The sequence below is a fragment of the Citrobacter sp. Cf116 genome, from assembly GCF_030336505.1.
In the GTDB taxonomy this organism is placed as follows: Bacteria; Pseudomonadota; Gammaproteobacteria; order Enterobacterales; family Enterobacteriaceae; genus Citrobacter; species Citrobacter freundii.
Genome location: NZ_JAOWEQ010000041.1, coordinates 275,993 through 291,006, shown reverse-complemented (window position 1 = coordinate 291,006; position 15,014 = coordinate 275,993). Strand labels below are relative to the sequence as shown.

Below are 15,014 nucleotides of genomic sequence, written 5' to 3'. Positions count from 1 at the left end.
TTATGCGCTGGGATTCACAGATTGTGTTTCTGCTTTCTCCGTCTTTTTTATTTTCGTTGATATCTGAGGCAACAAAAAACAGGAGAGCAGAATCATGTCTACGATGAATACGTTGATTTGCCAGGAACCTAAAAAATTAGTCTGGAAAGAACGCGAAATACCTATTCCGGGTGAGAGTGAAGCATTAATAAAAATTAAATCGGTAGGGATTTGTGGTACCGATATTCATGCCTGGGGTGGCAATCAACCTTTTTTCAGCTACCCACGTGTATTAGGGCATGAAATATGTGGGGAAATTGTCGGGCTGGGTAAGAATATACAGAATCTGAAAAATGGTCAGCAGGTGGCGGTTATTCCTTACGTGGCCTGCCAGCAGTGTCCGGCATGCCTGAGCGGGCGCACCAACTGCTGCGAGAAGATTTCAGTAATTGGCGTGCACCAGGATGGCGGTTTCAGTGAATATTTGTCCGTTCCGGTGACCAACCTGCTGGATGCGCAGGGGATTGACCCGCAGGCGGCGGCGCTGATTGAGCCTTATGCCATCAGCGCGCATGCGGTACGCCGGGCGGCGGTGGCGTCGGGTGAGCAGGTGTTGGTGGTCGGCGCTGGTCCGATTGGCCTGGGGGCAGCAGCGATTGCCAAAGCCGATGGCGCACAGGTGGTGGTCGCCGATACCAGTCCGGCGCGCCGAGACCATGTGGTTTCCCGCCTGGGACTCCCGGTTATCGACCCATCCGCTGAAGATTTTGATGCGCAGCTGCGCGCTCAGTTTGGCGGTTCGCTGGCGCAAAAGGTGATTGATGCCACGGGGAATCAGCATGCGATGAATAACACGGTGAATTTGATTCGTCATGGTGGCAGCATCGTTTTCGTTGGGTTGTTTAAAGGCGATTTGCAGTTCTCTGACCCTGAGTTCCACAAGAAAGAGACCACCATGATGGGCAGTCGCAACGCCACGCCGGAAGATTTCGCCAAAGTGGGCCGCCTGATGTCGGAAGGCAAATTGACCGCCGACATGATGCTTACGCACCGTTACGCGTTTGCCACACTGGCTGAAATCTACGAGCGGGATGTGATCAACAACCGTGAACTGATTAAAGGCGTGATCACGTTCTGAGAGGGAAAACAGGATGAAAACATTGAATCGACGTGATTTTCCGGGAGCCAGCTACCCAACGCGTGTGATCCAGTTTGGAGAAGGTAACTTTCTGCGGGCGTTTGTCGACTGGCAACTGGATATCCTCAATGAGCATACCGATCTGAACGCTGGCGTGACCATCGTTCGGCCAATTAATACCGATTTTCCTCCGTCGCTGAATACCCAGGACGGGCTGTATACCACGCTTATTCGCGGGCTAAACGAGCAGGGTGAGGCGGTGAGTGAGGCGCGGCTTATCCGGTCGGTGAATAACGAAATCAACCCGTACCAGGATTTCGCAGCGTATCTGGCGCTGGCGCACAATGCAGATATCCGTTTTGTGTTTTCAAATACTACCGAAGCCGGAATTAGCTATCACGCGGCAGACTGTGTGGATGATGCGCCGCCAGTAAGCTTTCCGGCCAAACTGACGCGCCTGCTGCTGGAGCGCTTTAACCACTTTGAGGGCGCGGTGGATAAGGGCTGGGTAATTATCCCGTGCGAGCTTATCGACTATAACGGTGAGGCGCTCAAAACCCTGGTGCTGCGGTATGCGCAGGAGTGGCAGCTTCCTCCGGCATTTGCCGACTGGGTGGAGACGGCAAACACGTTCTGTTCCACGCTGGTTGACCGTATTGTCACCGGCTACCCGCGCGAAGAAGCCGCTGCGCTGGAGGCTACACTTGGCTATCACGATGCGTTTCTCGATACCGCGGAGCATTTTTACCTGTTTGTGATCCAGGGGCCGCAGTGGCTGGCAGAGGAGCTGAAGCTGGCGCAGTGTCCGCTGAATATCCGTGTAGTGAGCGATATCAAACCGTACAAAGAGCGCAAAGTCGCTATTCTCAATGGCGCGCATACGGCGCTGGTGCCGGTGGCATGGCTGTGCGGGTTGGAGACCGTTGGCGAGGCGATGCAGGATGCTGATATCCGCCGCTTTGTCGAGCGGGCGATTAGTGAGGAGATTATTCCGGTGTTGGATCTCCCGGCGGACGAACTGCGAGAATTTGCCGACGCGGTGAGCGGGCGTTTTCAGAACCCCTACATTCGCCACCAGTTGCTTTCCATTGCGCTTAACGGGATGACTAAATTCCGCACCCGAATTTTGCCGCAACTGCTGGCGGGTGAGCAAAATGGGCGCTGGCCAGTGCGGTTAACGTTTGCCCTCGCTGCGCTGCTGGCGTTTTATCGCGCAGAGCGTAACGGGGAACGCTATCCGATACAGGATGATGAGCAGTGGGTAAGCCTCTATGCCAGCCTGTGGCCGCGAGTTGGCAATGATTTAACGCTGCGTGAACTGGTGGGTGCAGTGCTTGGCGATGCGGCGCACTGGGGAGAGGATTTTACGTTGTTACCTGGGCTTGCCGGGCAAGTGACGGCCAACCTGGAGATGATTCTGGTGCAGGGTATGCGCCAGGCGGTGAACGGTCTGGAATAAGGTTGCCATGCAGCGCCCGGTGTGGTGTTGGGCGCTGTTTTTTTATCCCTGAGCAGCCACTATTTTGATTTCAACCATCCCGATCCCCAGCTTACGCGGTGAGTGACCGAGAATATTGCCCTCGTTGGTGGCGACCGGATCGGGTGGAACAATAACCAGCGTATCGGCATCCGCCGGGTTATCAAAATGTAAGGTAGTGGTGCTGACGTCATGGCCTAACACCAGCGTCTGTTCCTCGTTGCCAACGCGCACGGGGATCGGACGATTGGCATTGTCGCCGAAGGCTTTCGCGGTAATGACCAGATCGAATTTCTTCGGCAACGGGGCTTTGTACTCTATCGTTACTTCTTCGCTGAGCTGCGCATTGGACCAGCGTCCCCAGGATTCGGGGCGTGAAATACCGCTAAATTGTTTCACCTCTTCCGGCGCGCCCGCCACGTTGAAAACGAAGCTATCTGCTTTGTAGCGAATGTCGTTATCGACAATTTTCAGCGTATCGACGTTACCTTTGTAGCGCTCCATGTCGATCACCGTATCTTTAAATACGGTTTTACTTTTCCATTTGGCTTTGTCGACGTGCTGCACAATTTGCTGCCCGCCTAACTGACCCTGTGAAACGCACCAGTCGGTAGAAAGCGCCAGCTCCGGCGCCCACAGTTGCGCCATTTTGTAGCAGCGATCGACCCAGACAAAGTTATCGCGCGGGGCAAAATCAGCCAGTTGGAAGCGCAGCGGGGCCGAGTATTCGCTTTCCGGCAGCGGCTCGACGCGTTTGTCCGATACACGCAGCAGCAACGGCAAGCGGAAATGGCTGCCGGAGAAGGAGATCATATTTTTGTCCTGGTCGACGGTGAACTCTTTCATCTCTTTCGGGAAATTCCACAGGCGAATGATATCGGGCTTCCACGCCAGCATTTTTTCTTTAATGTTCAGGAATACTTCCGACACGGATTCGCTCGACAAGCTGCTACGGCCAAGACCGATAAAGTTATCGCCGCCGAGAATATCCAGTACCGTTGCGCCGTTATCCATCGTATTACGTTTTACCGCCAGCGTGTCCTGTTGCGGTTGGTCGCCGCGCAGCACGAAGAACAGGTTGTTACGATCCTGCTTGTTCAGATACTTCCATGCTGTGTTGTTCATCGCCAGATGATCGGAAGAAACCACGATAACGGTATCTTTAAACCACGGCGATGCTTTGATTTTATTGATAAATTCGGCAATATTTTCCTGGCTGCAGCTGACCGCGCTGAACGACTGGTTGGCCTTCCCGTCGATGTCATAACGTTTACGGTTGCAGCTACGTGAGATAAATCCATCCGGATGATGGGTATCCACGGTCAGGGTAAACAGTGAAAAACGCTGGCCCGAGCGCGAAAGCTCTTCGAATTTTTTCCATGCTTCGTCCAGCACGGTATCGTCGTAGAAGCCCCAGTCGTTACGATAGGCCGGGTCCGCCACCACGCTTTTTAACTCTTCCGCACCGTACAGATGGTCAAAGCCGTGAGATTTCAGGAACACGTCTTTGCCGGCAAAGCGCAGGTTGGCACCCTGCACAAAGTAGTTCTGATAGCCGGAGTTTTTCAGGATATCGCCCAGACAGATATTGTTAGGGAAGAAACTTGAGACCGACGCCGAGGCGTTGCCTTCAAATGGCGCAAACAGCGGAATACCGCACTGGGAGGCGACCATGCCAGCGATGGTGTAATCGGTACCCGGCAGTTGCATGGTATTGCTGAAATCCAGACCTTCATTTTTTAACGCGCCGAGTTCCGGGGTCAGATCCGGGAACGCGTCGTTATTAAAATAGGTGCGCTCGAGGCTCTCACCGTAGATATACACCAGGTTCAGCTTCGGGTTGGGAATGGTTTTCGACGGCTCTTTATAATACGTCGTGAAATCCGGATCGCCATCGCGCGACTGCGACTTCACCAGTTCGGTTATCTGGTGAAACGCCGGGCTGGCGTCAACGGAGGCCAGCGCCAGCAGCAGGGCCAGCAGACTGTAACCCACATGATGCGGGTGATGGCGACGGCGGCGCAGGATCCAACCGAGCGCGACAAAAACCGTCGTCAGCGCCAGCGCGATGCCGACCCCCGGCAAAATATATTTTCCAATCCCCGCGCCGGTCAGGCTGTTGGTCAGCGTGTAGAGTACCGCGTCATTGATCCCGTCGCCGGTGAAATAGTCACTGGCGTACAGCGTGATATTCAGGACAATAAAAATCCCCAGCACCGTTAACGTGGCGGCAAACCACCAGGTGTTGCGACCCGCTTTCCAGGCGTAAATCAGCACTGAAGCGAGAAACAGAGTGATGGAGATTAATTCTGACAACGGTCGATCCTCAATAAACCGGGCACATGCCTGGCAGGCTAATCATTAGGGGAAAGCACAATGTAATAGCGATGTTATATTGCTGCAATTGTAGTGACATTAAATTACGTTGTTATTCAGAATTGGTTTAGATATGTGTGTTTTTTGCAGGGGATTTACTAGTTATTTAACGTGTGAATGTAATGGGGTAAAAAATAGATGCCGCGCAGGTTATACGCGGCATGTCGTGAGTCAGGAAATGAAGTTCATGCCCTGTTTTAACACCAGATCGCAGGCCTTGGTTTTAACCTGCTTCGCCAGCGAGCTGTTGCCAATCGTGTTCAGGTCCAGCTGTTGACCATCTTTGGCGTTGAGCAGACCCTGAATCCCGTCCATATAGTTGGTGTCTTGCTTCTGCTCAGGAGCACTGAGCCCCAGTTTATCCAGCACCTGGTTTTTGACGTTTTGCGTGTCGGTGACCGAGGCCAGCTTCTGTTTCGCGCAATATTCCAGGATCCCGGCGGCGTTATTCATGCTGCTGGAGGTCAACGACTGATTACTGCCATTCAGCAGGCTGGTCAGGGAAGAGAGCGACGAGCTGCTTTGCGAGCCGGAGCTTTGTTTGCTCAGCTCACTGGCCGCGCTGGAGAGCGAATCCTGCCAGGAGGCAGCGAAAACGCTGGTGGAGATGAGCGTGCTGGCGGCAAGCGCACAGCACAGCAGACGTTTGGTAGTTTTCATCATTATATGCAACTCGTGTTATGCCTTTTCAGCGCAGTATAGCGCTGGCAGTCTTAGGAGTGGTCCTAATACGTTAATACTCTTTACCGGTGACCCGACTACGGTAGCTTTCCCAGTTAAAAATGACCCACAGGCTGTTGCCAAGGCGCATACGATCCATCACGCGCTCTCCCAGCAGCTTGTTCATTTCATCCATATTGCTGTTAGTTAACATGCCGGTCGGACGTTTTGAGGATGAACGGCGATCGACAATCTGATTAATAATCACTTTTTCATAGCGGGATTCGGTCTGCATGCCGATCTCGTCGATCACCAGCAGATCCACATTGCTCAGATCGTTGAGCAGCTGTTCTTCGCTGGTTTCACGATTGCTGAACGTTTCTTTCATCGCCGACATGATATCGGCCACGGTAATGATCAGTACCGACTTGCCGCGCAATAGCAGTTCGTTGCAGATGGCGGCGGCCAGATGGTTTTTGCCGGTGCCGGGTTTGCCGGAGAAGATAAAGCTGGCGATGTTGCCGTCAAACTCTTCAACGTATTGGCGGGCTTTGCTCAGGGCGTTCATCTGACCTTCGCACTCTACCCGATAGTTTTCGAACGAACAGTTCTGATGCAGCGGACGGATACCGGAACGGTTGAATGTGCGCTGCATTTTCATGGCCCGGTTTTCGCGGGCCAGCGCTGCGGCACGAATTTCACCTTGCTCTTTTTGCCATGCCAGCAGCTCCTCGCCCGTTTTAAAGGCGGGCTCGACATTAGGTGGCATCATTTTTTGCAGACGTTTCATCAGGTCGCCAACGTTTTTCATCGTTATCCTCTAAAACCCGGTGGAATGTGGCTGTCAGGTTCACTGACGCTGTTCACATCGCGCTTTGGCATTCCGCCATTGCTGGCCCGTCCAATCTGAATGCTGCGCGCCAGTTTTTGCTGCCACTGAATATGGTGAAAGACTTTGCCTTCAGCCTGCCAGTAGGCAACAAATGAGGCCAGTTCTTCAGCAGTAACCGGCTCTCGCAACGCTACGCCCCATAAAGCGGCCTGACGCTGAAAGTCGGCATCAGGCTGCCAGGCAGCGTACATCGCAAATTTCCCCATTGGCACGGCAACGGGAGCGGTTTGCGGCTCTTCATAAAATTGATCATCCAATGTCACATCGCTTCCCGGGCGTGACAGTTTCTCCTCAAGCGCCAACAGCTCAGCCAGTCTCGCAGGCGTCACCGCGTAAAACGCTGGTGCATTGTTAGCGAATACGGCTACGGCGCCACCCGCAGACTTGGCCAGCACAGCGTGGTGATCGTGTAGTAAGGCGTCAATGCTCGTGACGTCTGGCGTCAAAATTTTGCAGGGCATAATGTATTCTCAATACTGAACAACAACCGAGAAGGGGACTGCTTTTATAGTAACACAGAGAAGAAGGAGAGCAGCAGGTGAGGGGAGATTCCCCTCTCTGCACGGCATTAAAGAAAGTGCACCGTCAAACGCGTGGACGTTTGCGATACAGCCATAATCCTGGCACGGACAGACCGATGGAGAGCGCACCGACAATCGATGAGGCTTTCAGGAAGTTGGTCAGCAGGGTAATCATCAGCACTTCGCTGTAACCAAAATGGCCGATTTTTACTGCTGAGATCATGGCTGTGTAGGCGGAGATCCCCGGAAACATAGGGATCACTGCCGCGACGGTGAAGACTTTCGGATGCGCCAGATACCAGCGCGACCACTGGATCCCAATGCAGCCGACCAGCAGCGACGCCATAAATGTTGACCATTCAATATTAAACCCTGCGGTCATCATCACCATTCGTGAGCCGTGACCGAGTGCGCCGAGTAATGCGCACCATGGGAGCGCCCGATGGGGGACATTGAATACCATGGCAAAGCCAAGCGCTGGGATCGCCGACAGGATCATATCCTGCATCAGCGCCAGTATGAAATCGATCACGCCCATCCGCGCAGCCCCCATAAGGTCATCGACACGATCACGCCAATACAGGTTGCTAACGTAAGCAGACTGGCAATAGCCCAGCGAGCGAGCCCGGTATTAATGTGTCCCTTAAACATATCCGCGACGGAGTTGATCAACGGAAAACCCGGAACCAGCAGTAGCACGCTGGCGGCCATAGCGATAGTCGGAGTATTACTAAAGGTCGGCAACGTCAGCAGCAAGCCTGAAATGGTGGTCGCCACAAAGGCGGTGATGCAAAAATTGATTTGCGGATGCAAATGCCGGGATGCCAGTATCTGGCGGATATACATCGCCACCATGCTGGCGAAAAAGGTGATCACCGCACCATCCCACCCGCCGTTATTGAGTTTACAAAAACAGGCGCAGGATAAACCGACCATCAGGGCGACCAGCCATCTTGGATAGCGCAGTGGTTTAATCTGGCTAAAGCGTTTCTCTACGCCTTTAACATCCAGCAGTTTATGTTCCGCCAAAATGACAATGTGCTGCACTTCTGTCACGACGTGCATATTAATGCCGCGATCTTGATTTTTTCGCGTTGATGTCAGGCATTGCCCGTCTTTAATGGTGGTCAGGACGATAGCGTTAGAGGAGATAGCGCTTTCTACACTATCCATGCCAAGCGCCAGCCCGAGGCGGGTGGAAAGCTCGTCAACCAGCGCGCTTTCTGCCCCATGCTGAAGTAAAAAAAGACCGCATTGAATACATAACCGTGTAACCGTTCGCTGTGACGACTGCTCTGTTTGCATGGTTCGCTCTGACTGAAAAGGATCTCTTTGAGTGACGAATGTTTACTTTTATCATGAAGCATGAGCCCGCTGGCTCTGGCTAAGATCAATCTTTGTGTCGAAAAAAGACACCGACGATACGGTTATGGCATATTAACACTCCCTACCCGCCGAGGTATGAGAGGGCGCATGACTGTAATGTAGCGTTATTTATCCGGATGGCAAATACATAAGCCATGCTAACGACCTATTGTAGTTATTTTAATTTTACAAATAACGTATTTATGCGTAATCATGTAATAATAGCTTGACAGTTTGGCTTTATCTGGATTGTAGTGCCAATACTTTTATTTTAATAAACGCCAAGGATAAGCAATTCACCCCGTTTATTGTTCGGAGTATTTTCTCGTGAATTAATGGCTATTAAATTATTCGGGAAAACTGAATTAAGTACGATTACGGACTGGTGAGTGTGGAGGGGATATGTTGCAAGGACGCTGCAAAAACGCAATTATTATTAGTAAATCACCGATTATACAGACCGGGCTTAAAGGTATAATACAGGCGCAGTTTGCCGATTACGAACTCACATACTGTCGTTCTGTTGAAGAGCTAACATTATTACAACTACGGTACGCTGATTTGGTGATTGCTGATTTAACTGGAGACTGCAATTATCCTCGTTCAGTCTGCGAACAATATTATTCTTTATTATCTCAATACCGTGATATTCACTGGGTCTTTCTCGTCTCTCGTATTTTTTATCCTTTGGCTATTGAGCTACTGATGTGTCCTGTCAGTTCGCTACTCTCTGATGCAGAGCCGATAGAAAGTTTAGTGAGCGTCATTCACGCAGGAAATGCGCGAGCAGAAAGAATAAGTAAGACACTACTTTCTCCACCTGCCATGCCGCAATTGTTAGATCATAGCGCGCGCTCAATAGTCCTCACTCTCTCTGAAAGGAAAGTGCTGCGCCTCCTTGGGAAAGGCTGGGGAATTAATCAGATTGCGATGTTGCTGAAGAAAAGCAATAAAACAATCAGTGCCCAAAAGAATAGCGCTATGCGTCGCTTGTCGATAAATAGCAATGCAGAAATGTATGCCTGGATAAATAGTTCTCAAGGATCGCGAGAACTTAATTTACCTTCAGTTTATGGAGAAACCACGGAATGGAAAGCAGAATCATCAAAAGAAACGTTGCACTGGTAGAAAAGTGTACAATGAGCAGTGTAGGTATTAATAGTTTATTTAATACCATGCCAGATGACCAATATAAACTTCATCTCTTTTCTAGCCAGCCCACTTTTAGTCAGGCAATGTTAAAGATGTCGTTTTCGGCAGTTATTTTTTCTCTCTCTGCAATCAGAAGCGATCGCAGAGCTGGGTTGGCCTATTTAACGGAACTGGCGATAAATTTTCCACGGATTCGCCGTGTGGTGATTGCCGATGATGACGCTGAAGCGCGTTTAATTGGCTCCTTGTCCCCCTTGCCGCTGGATGGTGTTGTGAGTAAAGCTTCTTCGTTAACGGTGCTACAGGACGCTTTATTTACGGCGTTAAGCAGCCCAAGCCGAGGAACCGAAAGCACGAAAAACCATTGGTATATTAATCAAAGCCGCATGCTCAGTCCGACAGAACGAGAAATACTGCGCTTTATGTCAAATGGCTATTCGATGCCGCAGATTGCCGCTCAGCTTGAACGGAACATTAAAACCATTCGGGCACACAAATTTAATGTGATGTCCAAACTGGGAGTAAGCTCAGATGCCGGGTTACTGGATGCTGCCGATATCCTGCTGTACCTGCGAGCTGGCGAGCCAGCGCCCTTTATGCAGGCGGCTTCGTGACAGGCAACGTTGACGTGCTTTGTGCCGGGTTTGGTCGCCGATTTGGCGCGTGAAGCATTACTGACACACGTCAACCCAGGTGGCAGAAGTCAGTTCAGCCATCCTCTCAGGCGTGATGCGAACCGCGCTGTGGATGGCACCTGCGGCAGGCAACACTTCAGCGTAGTGCTTCAGAGAAACATCACAGTACACTGAAATCGGTGTTTCTAATCCGAAGGGGCAAACGCCGCCAACGGGATGCCCCGTCGCGCTCACGACCTCATCACTACTCAACATACGGGCTTTGGCACCGAACGTACTCTTTAGCTTTTTATTATCCAGTCGGGCATCACCTTTTGCCACGACCAGGATGATGTCGTTCTTCACCTTTAGCGAAAGTGTTTTCGCTATCTGGCCAGGTTCAACGTTATGGGCTTTTGCTGCCAGATCAACGGTTGCTGTGCTCTGATCTAATTCGATAATCTCAATATCTGGTGCATGTTGCGCCAGGAATTGACGTACTGATTGCAAACTCATTCTTCTCTCCCTATCGCTTACAGATAACCCTGCACAGCAGAAAACATGCAGGATGTAATTTGTCATAGGGGCAACCGCACTGTAAATATTTTATTGTAACAACATAGCAACATTAGCAGTTTTTCGATCGTCTTCACAATCAAAGAAACCGGTTACAGTAACCGGTTGCAGAATGCTGAAATGACGATTAATACTGAAGTTGTCACTTCCTCTGTATCACATAATAAGAGCCATCTATGAAACTTAACTCGAATAGCGGTAGTGCTGGTGTTCCTCCCGGCACGGTTGCGAAAAGTGGTAATGGGCTTTACGTGGTGGTGTTGATGCCAACACAGTTGCAGGATTTTGCACAACGGGAGAACGGCTATGTCTACTAACCATGCTGTGTTTAACGTGATTTTCCGCTTTGTTGAAAACTATGTTAGCCCTGTTGCCGGGCGCATCTCTTCACAACGTCATGTCATGGCTATTCGTGACGGTTTTATTTCGGCGATGCCTTTTATGATTGTAGGCTCTTTTCTGCTGGTTTTTGCCTATCCGCCATTTTCTCCGGATACCACCTGGGGATTCGCCCGTGCGTGGCTGGATTTGGCAAAACAGTTTGAAGGCCAAATCCTCACACCGTTTGATATGACGATGGGGATCATGTCGGTCTACATATGTGCGGCTATTGCTTATAACCTGGGCAAGCACTATGTGAAGTCGCATCAGTTAGATCCGTTTATGTGTGCGATGCTATCAATCATGGCTTTTTTGCTGATTGCCGCGCCAAAAACCAAAGGCACGATGCCGGTTGATAGTCTGGGAGGAACGGGGATTTTCACCGCCATCCTGGTAGCCATTTACTGCGTTGAAATGATGCGCTTCCTGAAGGCGCACAACATTGGCATCCGTTTACCCGATCAGGTGCCGCCGATGATCAAAAACTCTTTCGATCTGCTGATCCCGGTGCTGGTGGTGGTGCTAACGTTGTACCCGCTAAGCCTGGTGATACAGTCGCAGTTTGACATGTTGATCCCGCAGGCCATTATGGCCATTTTCAAACCACTGGTGTCGGCTGCAGATTCTCTCCCAGCGATCCTGCTGGCGGTATTGATCGGCCATCTGCTGTGGTTTGCCGGTATTCACGGCGCGGCTATTGTGTCGGGAATGCTGCAAATGTTCTGGCTCACCAATCTCGGGATGAACCAGTCGGCGCTGGCGCAGGGTGCGCCGTTGCCGCATATCTTTATGGAAGCGTTCTGGACATTCTTCATTGTGGTTGGTGGTTCCGGCGCGACGATGGGGTTGGTGATTTGCTATCTGCGGAGTCGTTCCGCTCATCTACGCTCGATTGGGCGTCTGAGCGTGGTCCCCAGCATTTTTAATATTAACGAACCGGTGATATTCGGTACGCCGATTGTCATGAACCCGGTGTTTTTTATCCCCTTCCTGCTGGCTCCGATGGTGAATGCGGTACTGGCGTGGGCGGCGATGAAACTGGATTTAATTGGGCGGGTAATTTCAGTGGTTCCATGGACGGCCCCGGCACCGGTTGGCGCCGCATGGGCGTTAGGTTGGGATTATCGTGCGGCTATCCTGGTGGTGCTGTTGGCGCTGGTATCGGCCGTTATCTACTTCCCGTTCTTTAAGGTCTACGAAAAGCAGTTATTAGCGCAGGAAAAAGAAGAAGCGCAGCGTATGGAAGAGGAAAACCAGCAGGTTGCATAAATATCTGGCGAGGGGCTACGGCTCCTCGCTTACTTCAGCGTGCAGTCTCCGCATTGCTGAACGTCAGGCAGGCGATAGCGTTGGCAGCAGGTTCTGCGCACTAACAGCCCTTCAAGCGGAACAACGGTACGCCATAAAGGATTATCCTGACCGCAGGAAAGTTGTTTCTCAAAAAAGCAGGTCTGGCGCAGCGTGGTCAGCAGTTCTTCACCTAACAACGGCTTCATTTCCGTTAAATACCAGTGAATTAAGTATCCGGTGTTGCTCCAGATAAGCTTTGCGTTGATCTCACCCGTCGCTTCCAGCGCCTGCACAACCGGCGTTAGCGCTGAGATAATCAGCGTTTCCATGCGTTGTTGAGGAGACAGGGCTGTAGCCAGATGATCCTGATGGACATCGAGCCAGAAGCAGGCTGCTCGGCCCGTTTCGTGGAATTCTACGTGCATGTGTTCAGGAGAGACGTCTATAGCCTCCTTTTGCGTCAGCAGGGCCACCATTAACGGAGGCATCATCAGACCGATATACCATTGCGCCCAAAGAGATATCAGGGGCTTATTTTCGCGGGGCAGCGTGGGCTGGTTGCGATAGATATGATCTGAATAAATAGCGAGCAATGAACTTAGCGTCGTCGGTTGCGTCCATTCATGCAGCGTCATTGCACCTGGCACAGGCGTTTCGTCAAGACGAATGAAGTCCAGCAAGTGCTCGCGAGTTTTGGCTATCGTTGCGCGTACGGCAGCAGCCAGCGAGGGCATCTCTGAGGGGAGATGGCTACGCCAGATGACATCTTCAACGATCGGTGCGGAACGATAAGCCATGTCGATATAAGGATGTTAATCTTAATGATAATGATTGCTAATCCTATAATTGGTGTTAAGCGATAGCAAGATCTTTGTCGCCATCTCGGGTGGCACCGCACAGAAAACTCAGGTAGAAGGGCAGTTTACCCGTAGCTCATCGCTGACCAGAGTATTGTTACGCCCAAGATTCTTAGCCTCGTAAAGGGCTTTATCCGCTTTGGCAATAGCAGCATCAATATCCTGTTCGACCAGAGGTGCAATGCCGATACTGACGGTTACGTTGGTTGCCACGCTCTCATTAAACATGTGAGGGATTTTAAGGTCGTACACTTTCTGGCGGATACGTTCGGCGGCTGCCTGGGCCTGCTGTGGATCGACCGCGGTCAGCAAAATCATAAACTCTTCACCGCCAAAACGCGCCACCACATCCCTGGAGCGGACGGAGTCTCGGATGGCGGCAGAAACACGGATCAACGCCTGGTCGCCCATCATATGTCCGTAATGATCGTTATAGGATTTGAAATGGTCGATATCCAGCAGCAGAACGAAGTGTCTCGAATTACTTAAGGCTAACAGCGTATCGAGCCGGTGTTGCAGCCCCCGGCGATTATACAAACCGGTTAGCGGGTCGAGCATGCTGAGCCCGTTCAGGGTTTCTCGTTCCTCCAGCAGTTTGTACATCAGTTGCTGAGCGAACCCATCGTAGCGCTTTTGTATCACATGCTGGATGGCGATACCGGCCATAGGCAGCGCCATAAAATAGAAAATCCGCAAACCATGCTCGCTGCCGTTAAGCCATAAACAAACGGCGACGGAGGGAAGTGAGTGGAGCGTAAACGCGATGATATTATTGGCAAAAGCGATAGAGCCAATAAACAGTACGCTGAGAAGCGCTATTAACAGGAAATAATAATCATTCTGACCTAGAGCATTATATTTCAATAATATGTGTAACGCCCATAACAAGCCAAAAACGATTGAAATAAAAGGGAGATTAATTCTTTTATCCACGTATTTCCCATGCCATACCAGCAGCAGTGTACTCATCACCAGCATCAGCAACGCCGGTACTGATAAGGCTTTGACCGCAAACAGTGGGAAAAAAAGCGTAAACAGCGCGGAGACTGCGTTGAGCAGCAGAAACAGTCGTAAAGAGAGTTGGTATTTTTTGGTGCGCAGAGTTCGCCAGGATTGTACTGTCATAGGTAAATATTGTTAGTTATCTGCAATGTACGAAGGTGTGTTGGTAAATAAAACAAATAACGAACGGGGTATCATTCGCAGAGGTTTTTATTGTTTTTAGTTGAAGAGCTAACCGGTGAGCAATTTATCACCTTGGATTATTCATGTCATCAATCGTTAAGTAAAACTCATATAATTGATAGTGCTTCACGGCTGACAAATGAGAAATTTTATCATATGATATTGGTTATCATTATCAATGTCATAGGTGGAATCATGTTGCAACGTACGCTGGGCAGTGGATGGGGTGTTTTGCTGCCGGGAATGCTGATTGCCGGGATGGCATATAGCGACCTGTCGGTCTACGTATGGAAGGTGATGATTGTATTAGGATTACTACTGACTTCGCTCATGTTGTACCACAAGCGTTTACGGCACTTTGTTTTGTTACCTTCTTGCGCGGCGCTGATAGGTGGCATTGTTCTGGTAATGATGAACTGGAATCAGGGATGAACAAAACTAGAGAAGGAAATCGAGAGGGAAATAAGATAATTGGTGCGAGGGGGGGGACTCGAACCCCCACATCCTAAGGACACTAACACCTGAAGCTAGCGCGTCTACCAATTCCGCCA

At 50.8% G+C, this 15,014-nt stretch carries 16 protein-coding genes; 7 read left to right on the top strand and 9 right to left on the bottom strand.

Going from position 1 to position 15,014, the window contains the following annotated elements; translation table 11 throughout:
- Positions 1 to 94 precede the first annotated feature (94 nt).
- Both OGV74_RS22290 and OGV74_RS22285 read left to right on the top strand, forming a co-directional pair.
- Complete coding sequence (locus OGV74_RS22290) at positions 95 to 1,117, top strand: zinc-binding alcohol dehydrogenase family protein (RefSeq protein ID WP_032948468.1); 1,023 nt, start codon at positions 95 to 97, stop codon at positions 1,115 to 1,117.
- A gap of 13 nt (positions 1,118 to 1,130) precedes the next feature.
- Positions 1,131 to 2,576 (top strand): tagaturonate reductase, encoded by a 1,446-nt coding sequence (locus OGV74_RS22285; RefSeq protein ID WP_086504864.1) that lies wholly within the window; start codon positions 1,131 to 1,133, stop codon positions 2,574 to 2,576.
- A gap of 42 nt (positions 2,577 to 2,618) precedes the next feature.
- Here OGV74_RS22285 and opgB read toward each other — a convergent pair whose 3' ends face one another.
- From opgB to OGV74_RS22255, 6 genes are all read right to left on the bottom strand, one after another.
- On the bottom strand, positions 2,619 to 4,910 hold the full coding sequence (gene opgB / locus OGV74_RS22280) for a phosphatidylglycerol--membrane-oligosaccharide glycerophosphotransferase (RefSeq protein WP_032948470.1): 2,292 nt from the start codon (positions 4,908 to 4,910) through the stop codon (positions 2,619 to 2,621).
- Between the two features lie 231 nt (positions 4,911 to 5,141).
- Complete coding sequence (locus tag OGV74_RS22275) at positions 5,142 to 5,633, bottom strand: YjjA family protein (RefSeq protein ID WP_003830016.1); 492 nt, start codon at positions 5,631 to 5,633, stop codon at positions 5,142 to 5,144.
- A gap of 70 nt (positions 5,634 to 5,703) precedes the next feature.
- Positions 5,704 to 6,441 (bottom strand): replicative helicase loader DnaC, encoded by a 738-nt coding sequence (dnaC, locus tag OGV74_RS22270; protein WP_003019133.1) that lies wholly within the window; start codon positions 6,439 to 6,441, stop codon positions 5,704 to 5,706.
- A gap of 2 nt (positions 6,442 to 6,443) precedes the next feature.
- Positions 6,444 to 6,983 (bottom strand): primosomal protein DnaT, encoded by a 540-nt coding sequence (gene dnaT, locus OGV74_RS22265; RefSeq protein WP_003019130.1) that lies wholly within the window; start codon positions 6,981 to 6,983, stop codon positions 6,444 to 6,446.
- Between the two features lie 124 nt (positions 6,984 to 7,107).
- Positions 7,108 to 7,581, bottom strand: coding sequence for a threonine/serine exporter (locus OGV74_RS22260; protein ID WP_003019127.1), 474 nt, complete (start codon positions 7,579 to 7,581; stop codon positions 7,108 to 7,110).
- Positions 7,572 to 8,348, bottom strand: a complete 777-nt coding sequence (locus tag OGV74_RS22255) for a threonine/serine exporter family protein (protein WP_003019122.1) — start codon at positions 8,346 to 8,348, stop codon at positions 7,572 to 7,574. The genes OGV74_RS22260 and OGV74_RS22255 overlap by 10 nt, the downstream gene beginning before the upstream one ends.
- 462 nt (positions 8,349 to 8,810) lie before the next feature.
- On the opposite strand from OGV74_RS22255, the gene OGV74_RS22250 reads away from it, so the two are divergent.
- Both OGV74_RS22250 and bglJ read left to right on the top strand, forming a co-directional pair.
- Positions 8,811 to 9,536 carry a helix-turn-helix transcriptional regulator gene (locus OGV74_RS22250; RefSeq protein WP_003019119.1) on the top strand — a complete coding sequence of 242 codons (726 nt, stop codon included), beginning with the start codon at positions 8,811 to 8,813 and terminating at the stop codon, positions 9,534 to 9,536.
- Positions 9,497 to 10,174 (top strand): DNA-binding transcriptional activator BglJ, encoded by a 678-nt coding sequence (gene bglJ, locus OGV74_RS22245; RefSeq protein ID WP_016149510.1) that lies wholly within the window; start codon positions 9,497 to 9,499, stop codon positions 10,172 to 10,174. Before OGV74_RS22250 ends, bglJ begins: the two co-directional genes overlap by 40 nt.
- 57 nt (positions 10,175 to 10,231) lie before the next feature.
- On the opposite strand, the gene OGV74_RS22240 is transcribed toward bglJ, so the two are convergent.
- Positions 10,232 to 10,690, bottom strand: a complete 459-nt coding sequence (locus OGV74_RS22240) for a YbaK/EbsC family protein (protein WP_003019114.1) — start codon at positions 10,688 to 10,690, stop codon at positions 10,232 to 10,234.
- A 236-nt stretch (positions 10,691 to 10,926) separates the two neighbouring features.
- Between OGV74_RS22240 and OGV74_RS22235 the strand changes: the two genes are divergently transcribed.
- Positions 10,927 to 11,067, top strand: a complete 141-nt coding sequence (locus OGV74_RS22235) for a hypothetical protein (protein ID WP_199880204.1) — start codon at positions 10,927 to 10,929, stop codon at positions 11,065 to 11,067.
- Positions 11,057 to 12,400, top strand: coding sequence for a PTS cellobiose transporter subunit IIC (locus OGV74_RS22230; protein ID WP_003829998.1), 1,344 nt, complete (start codon positions 11,057 to 11,059; stop codon positions 12,398 to 12,400). Before OGV74_RS22235 ends, OGV74_RS22230 begins: the two co-directional genes overlap by 11 nt.
- 29 nt (positions 12,401 to 12,429) lie before the next feature.
- On the opposite strand, the gene fhuF is transcribed toward OGV74_RS22230, so the two are convergent.
- Both fhuF and OGV74_RS22220 read right to left on the bottom strand, forming a co-directional pair.
- Entirely contained in the window at positions 12,430 to 13,218 is a 789-nt protein-coding gene (gene fhuF, locus OGV74_RS22225; RefSeq protein ID WP_086504865.1) for a siderophore-iron reductase FhuF, read from the bottom strand.
- A gap of 108 nt (positions 13,219 to 13,326) precedes the next feature.
- On the bottom strand, positions 13,327 to 14,403 hold the full coding sequence (locus tag OGV74_RS22220; RefSeq protein ID WP_003019105.1) for a GGDEF domain-containing protein: 1,077 nt from the start codon (positions 14,401 to 14,403) through the stop codon (positions 13,327 to 13,329).
- Between the two features lie 255 nt (positions 14,404 to 14,658).
- On the opposite strand from OGV74_RS22220, the gene OGV74_RS22215 reads away from it, so the two are divergent.
- Complete coding sequence (locus OGV74_RS22215; protein ID WP_003019100.1) at positions 14,659 to 14,895, top strand: DUF1435 domain-containing protein; 237 nt, start codon at positions 14,659 to 14,661, stop codon at positions 14,893 to 14,895.
- Positions 14,896 to 15,014: the final 119 nt, after the last annotated feature.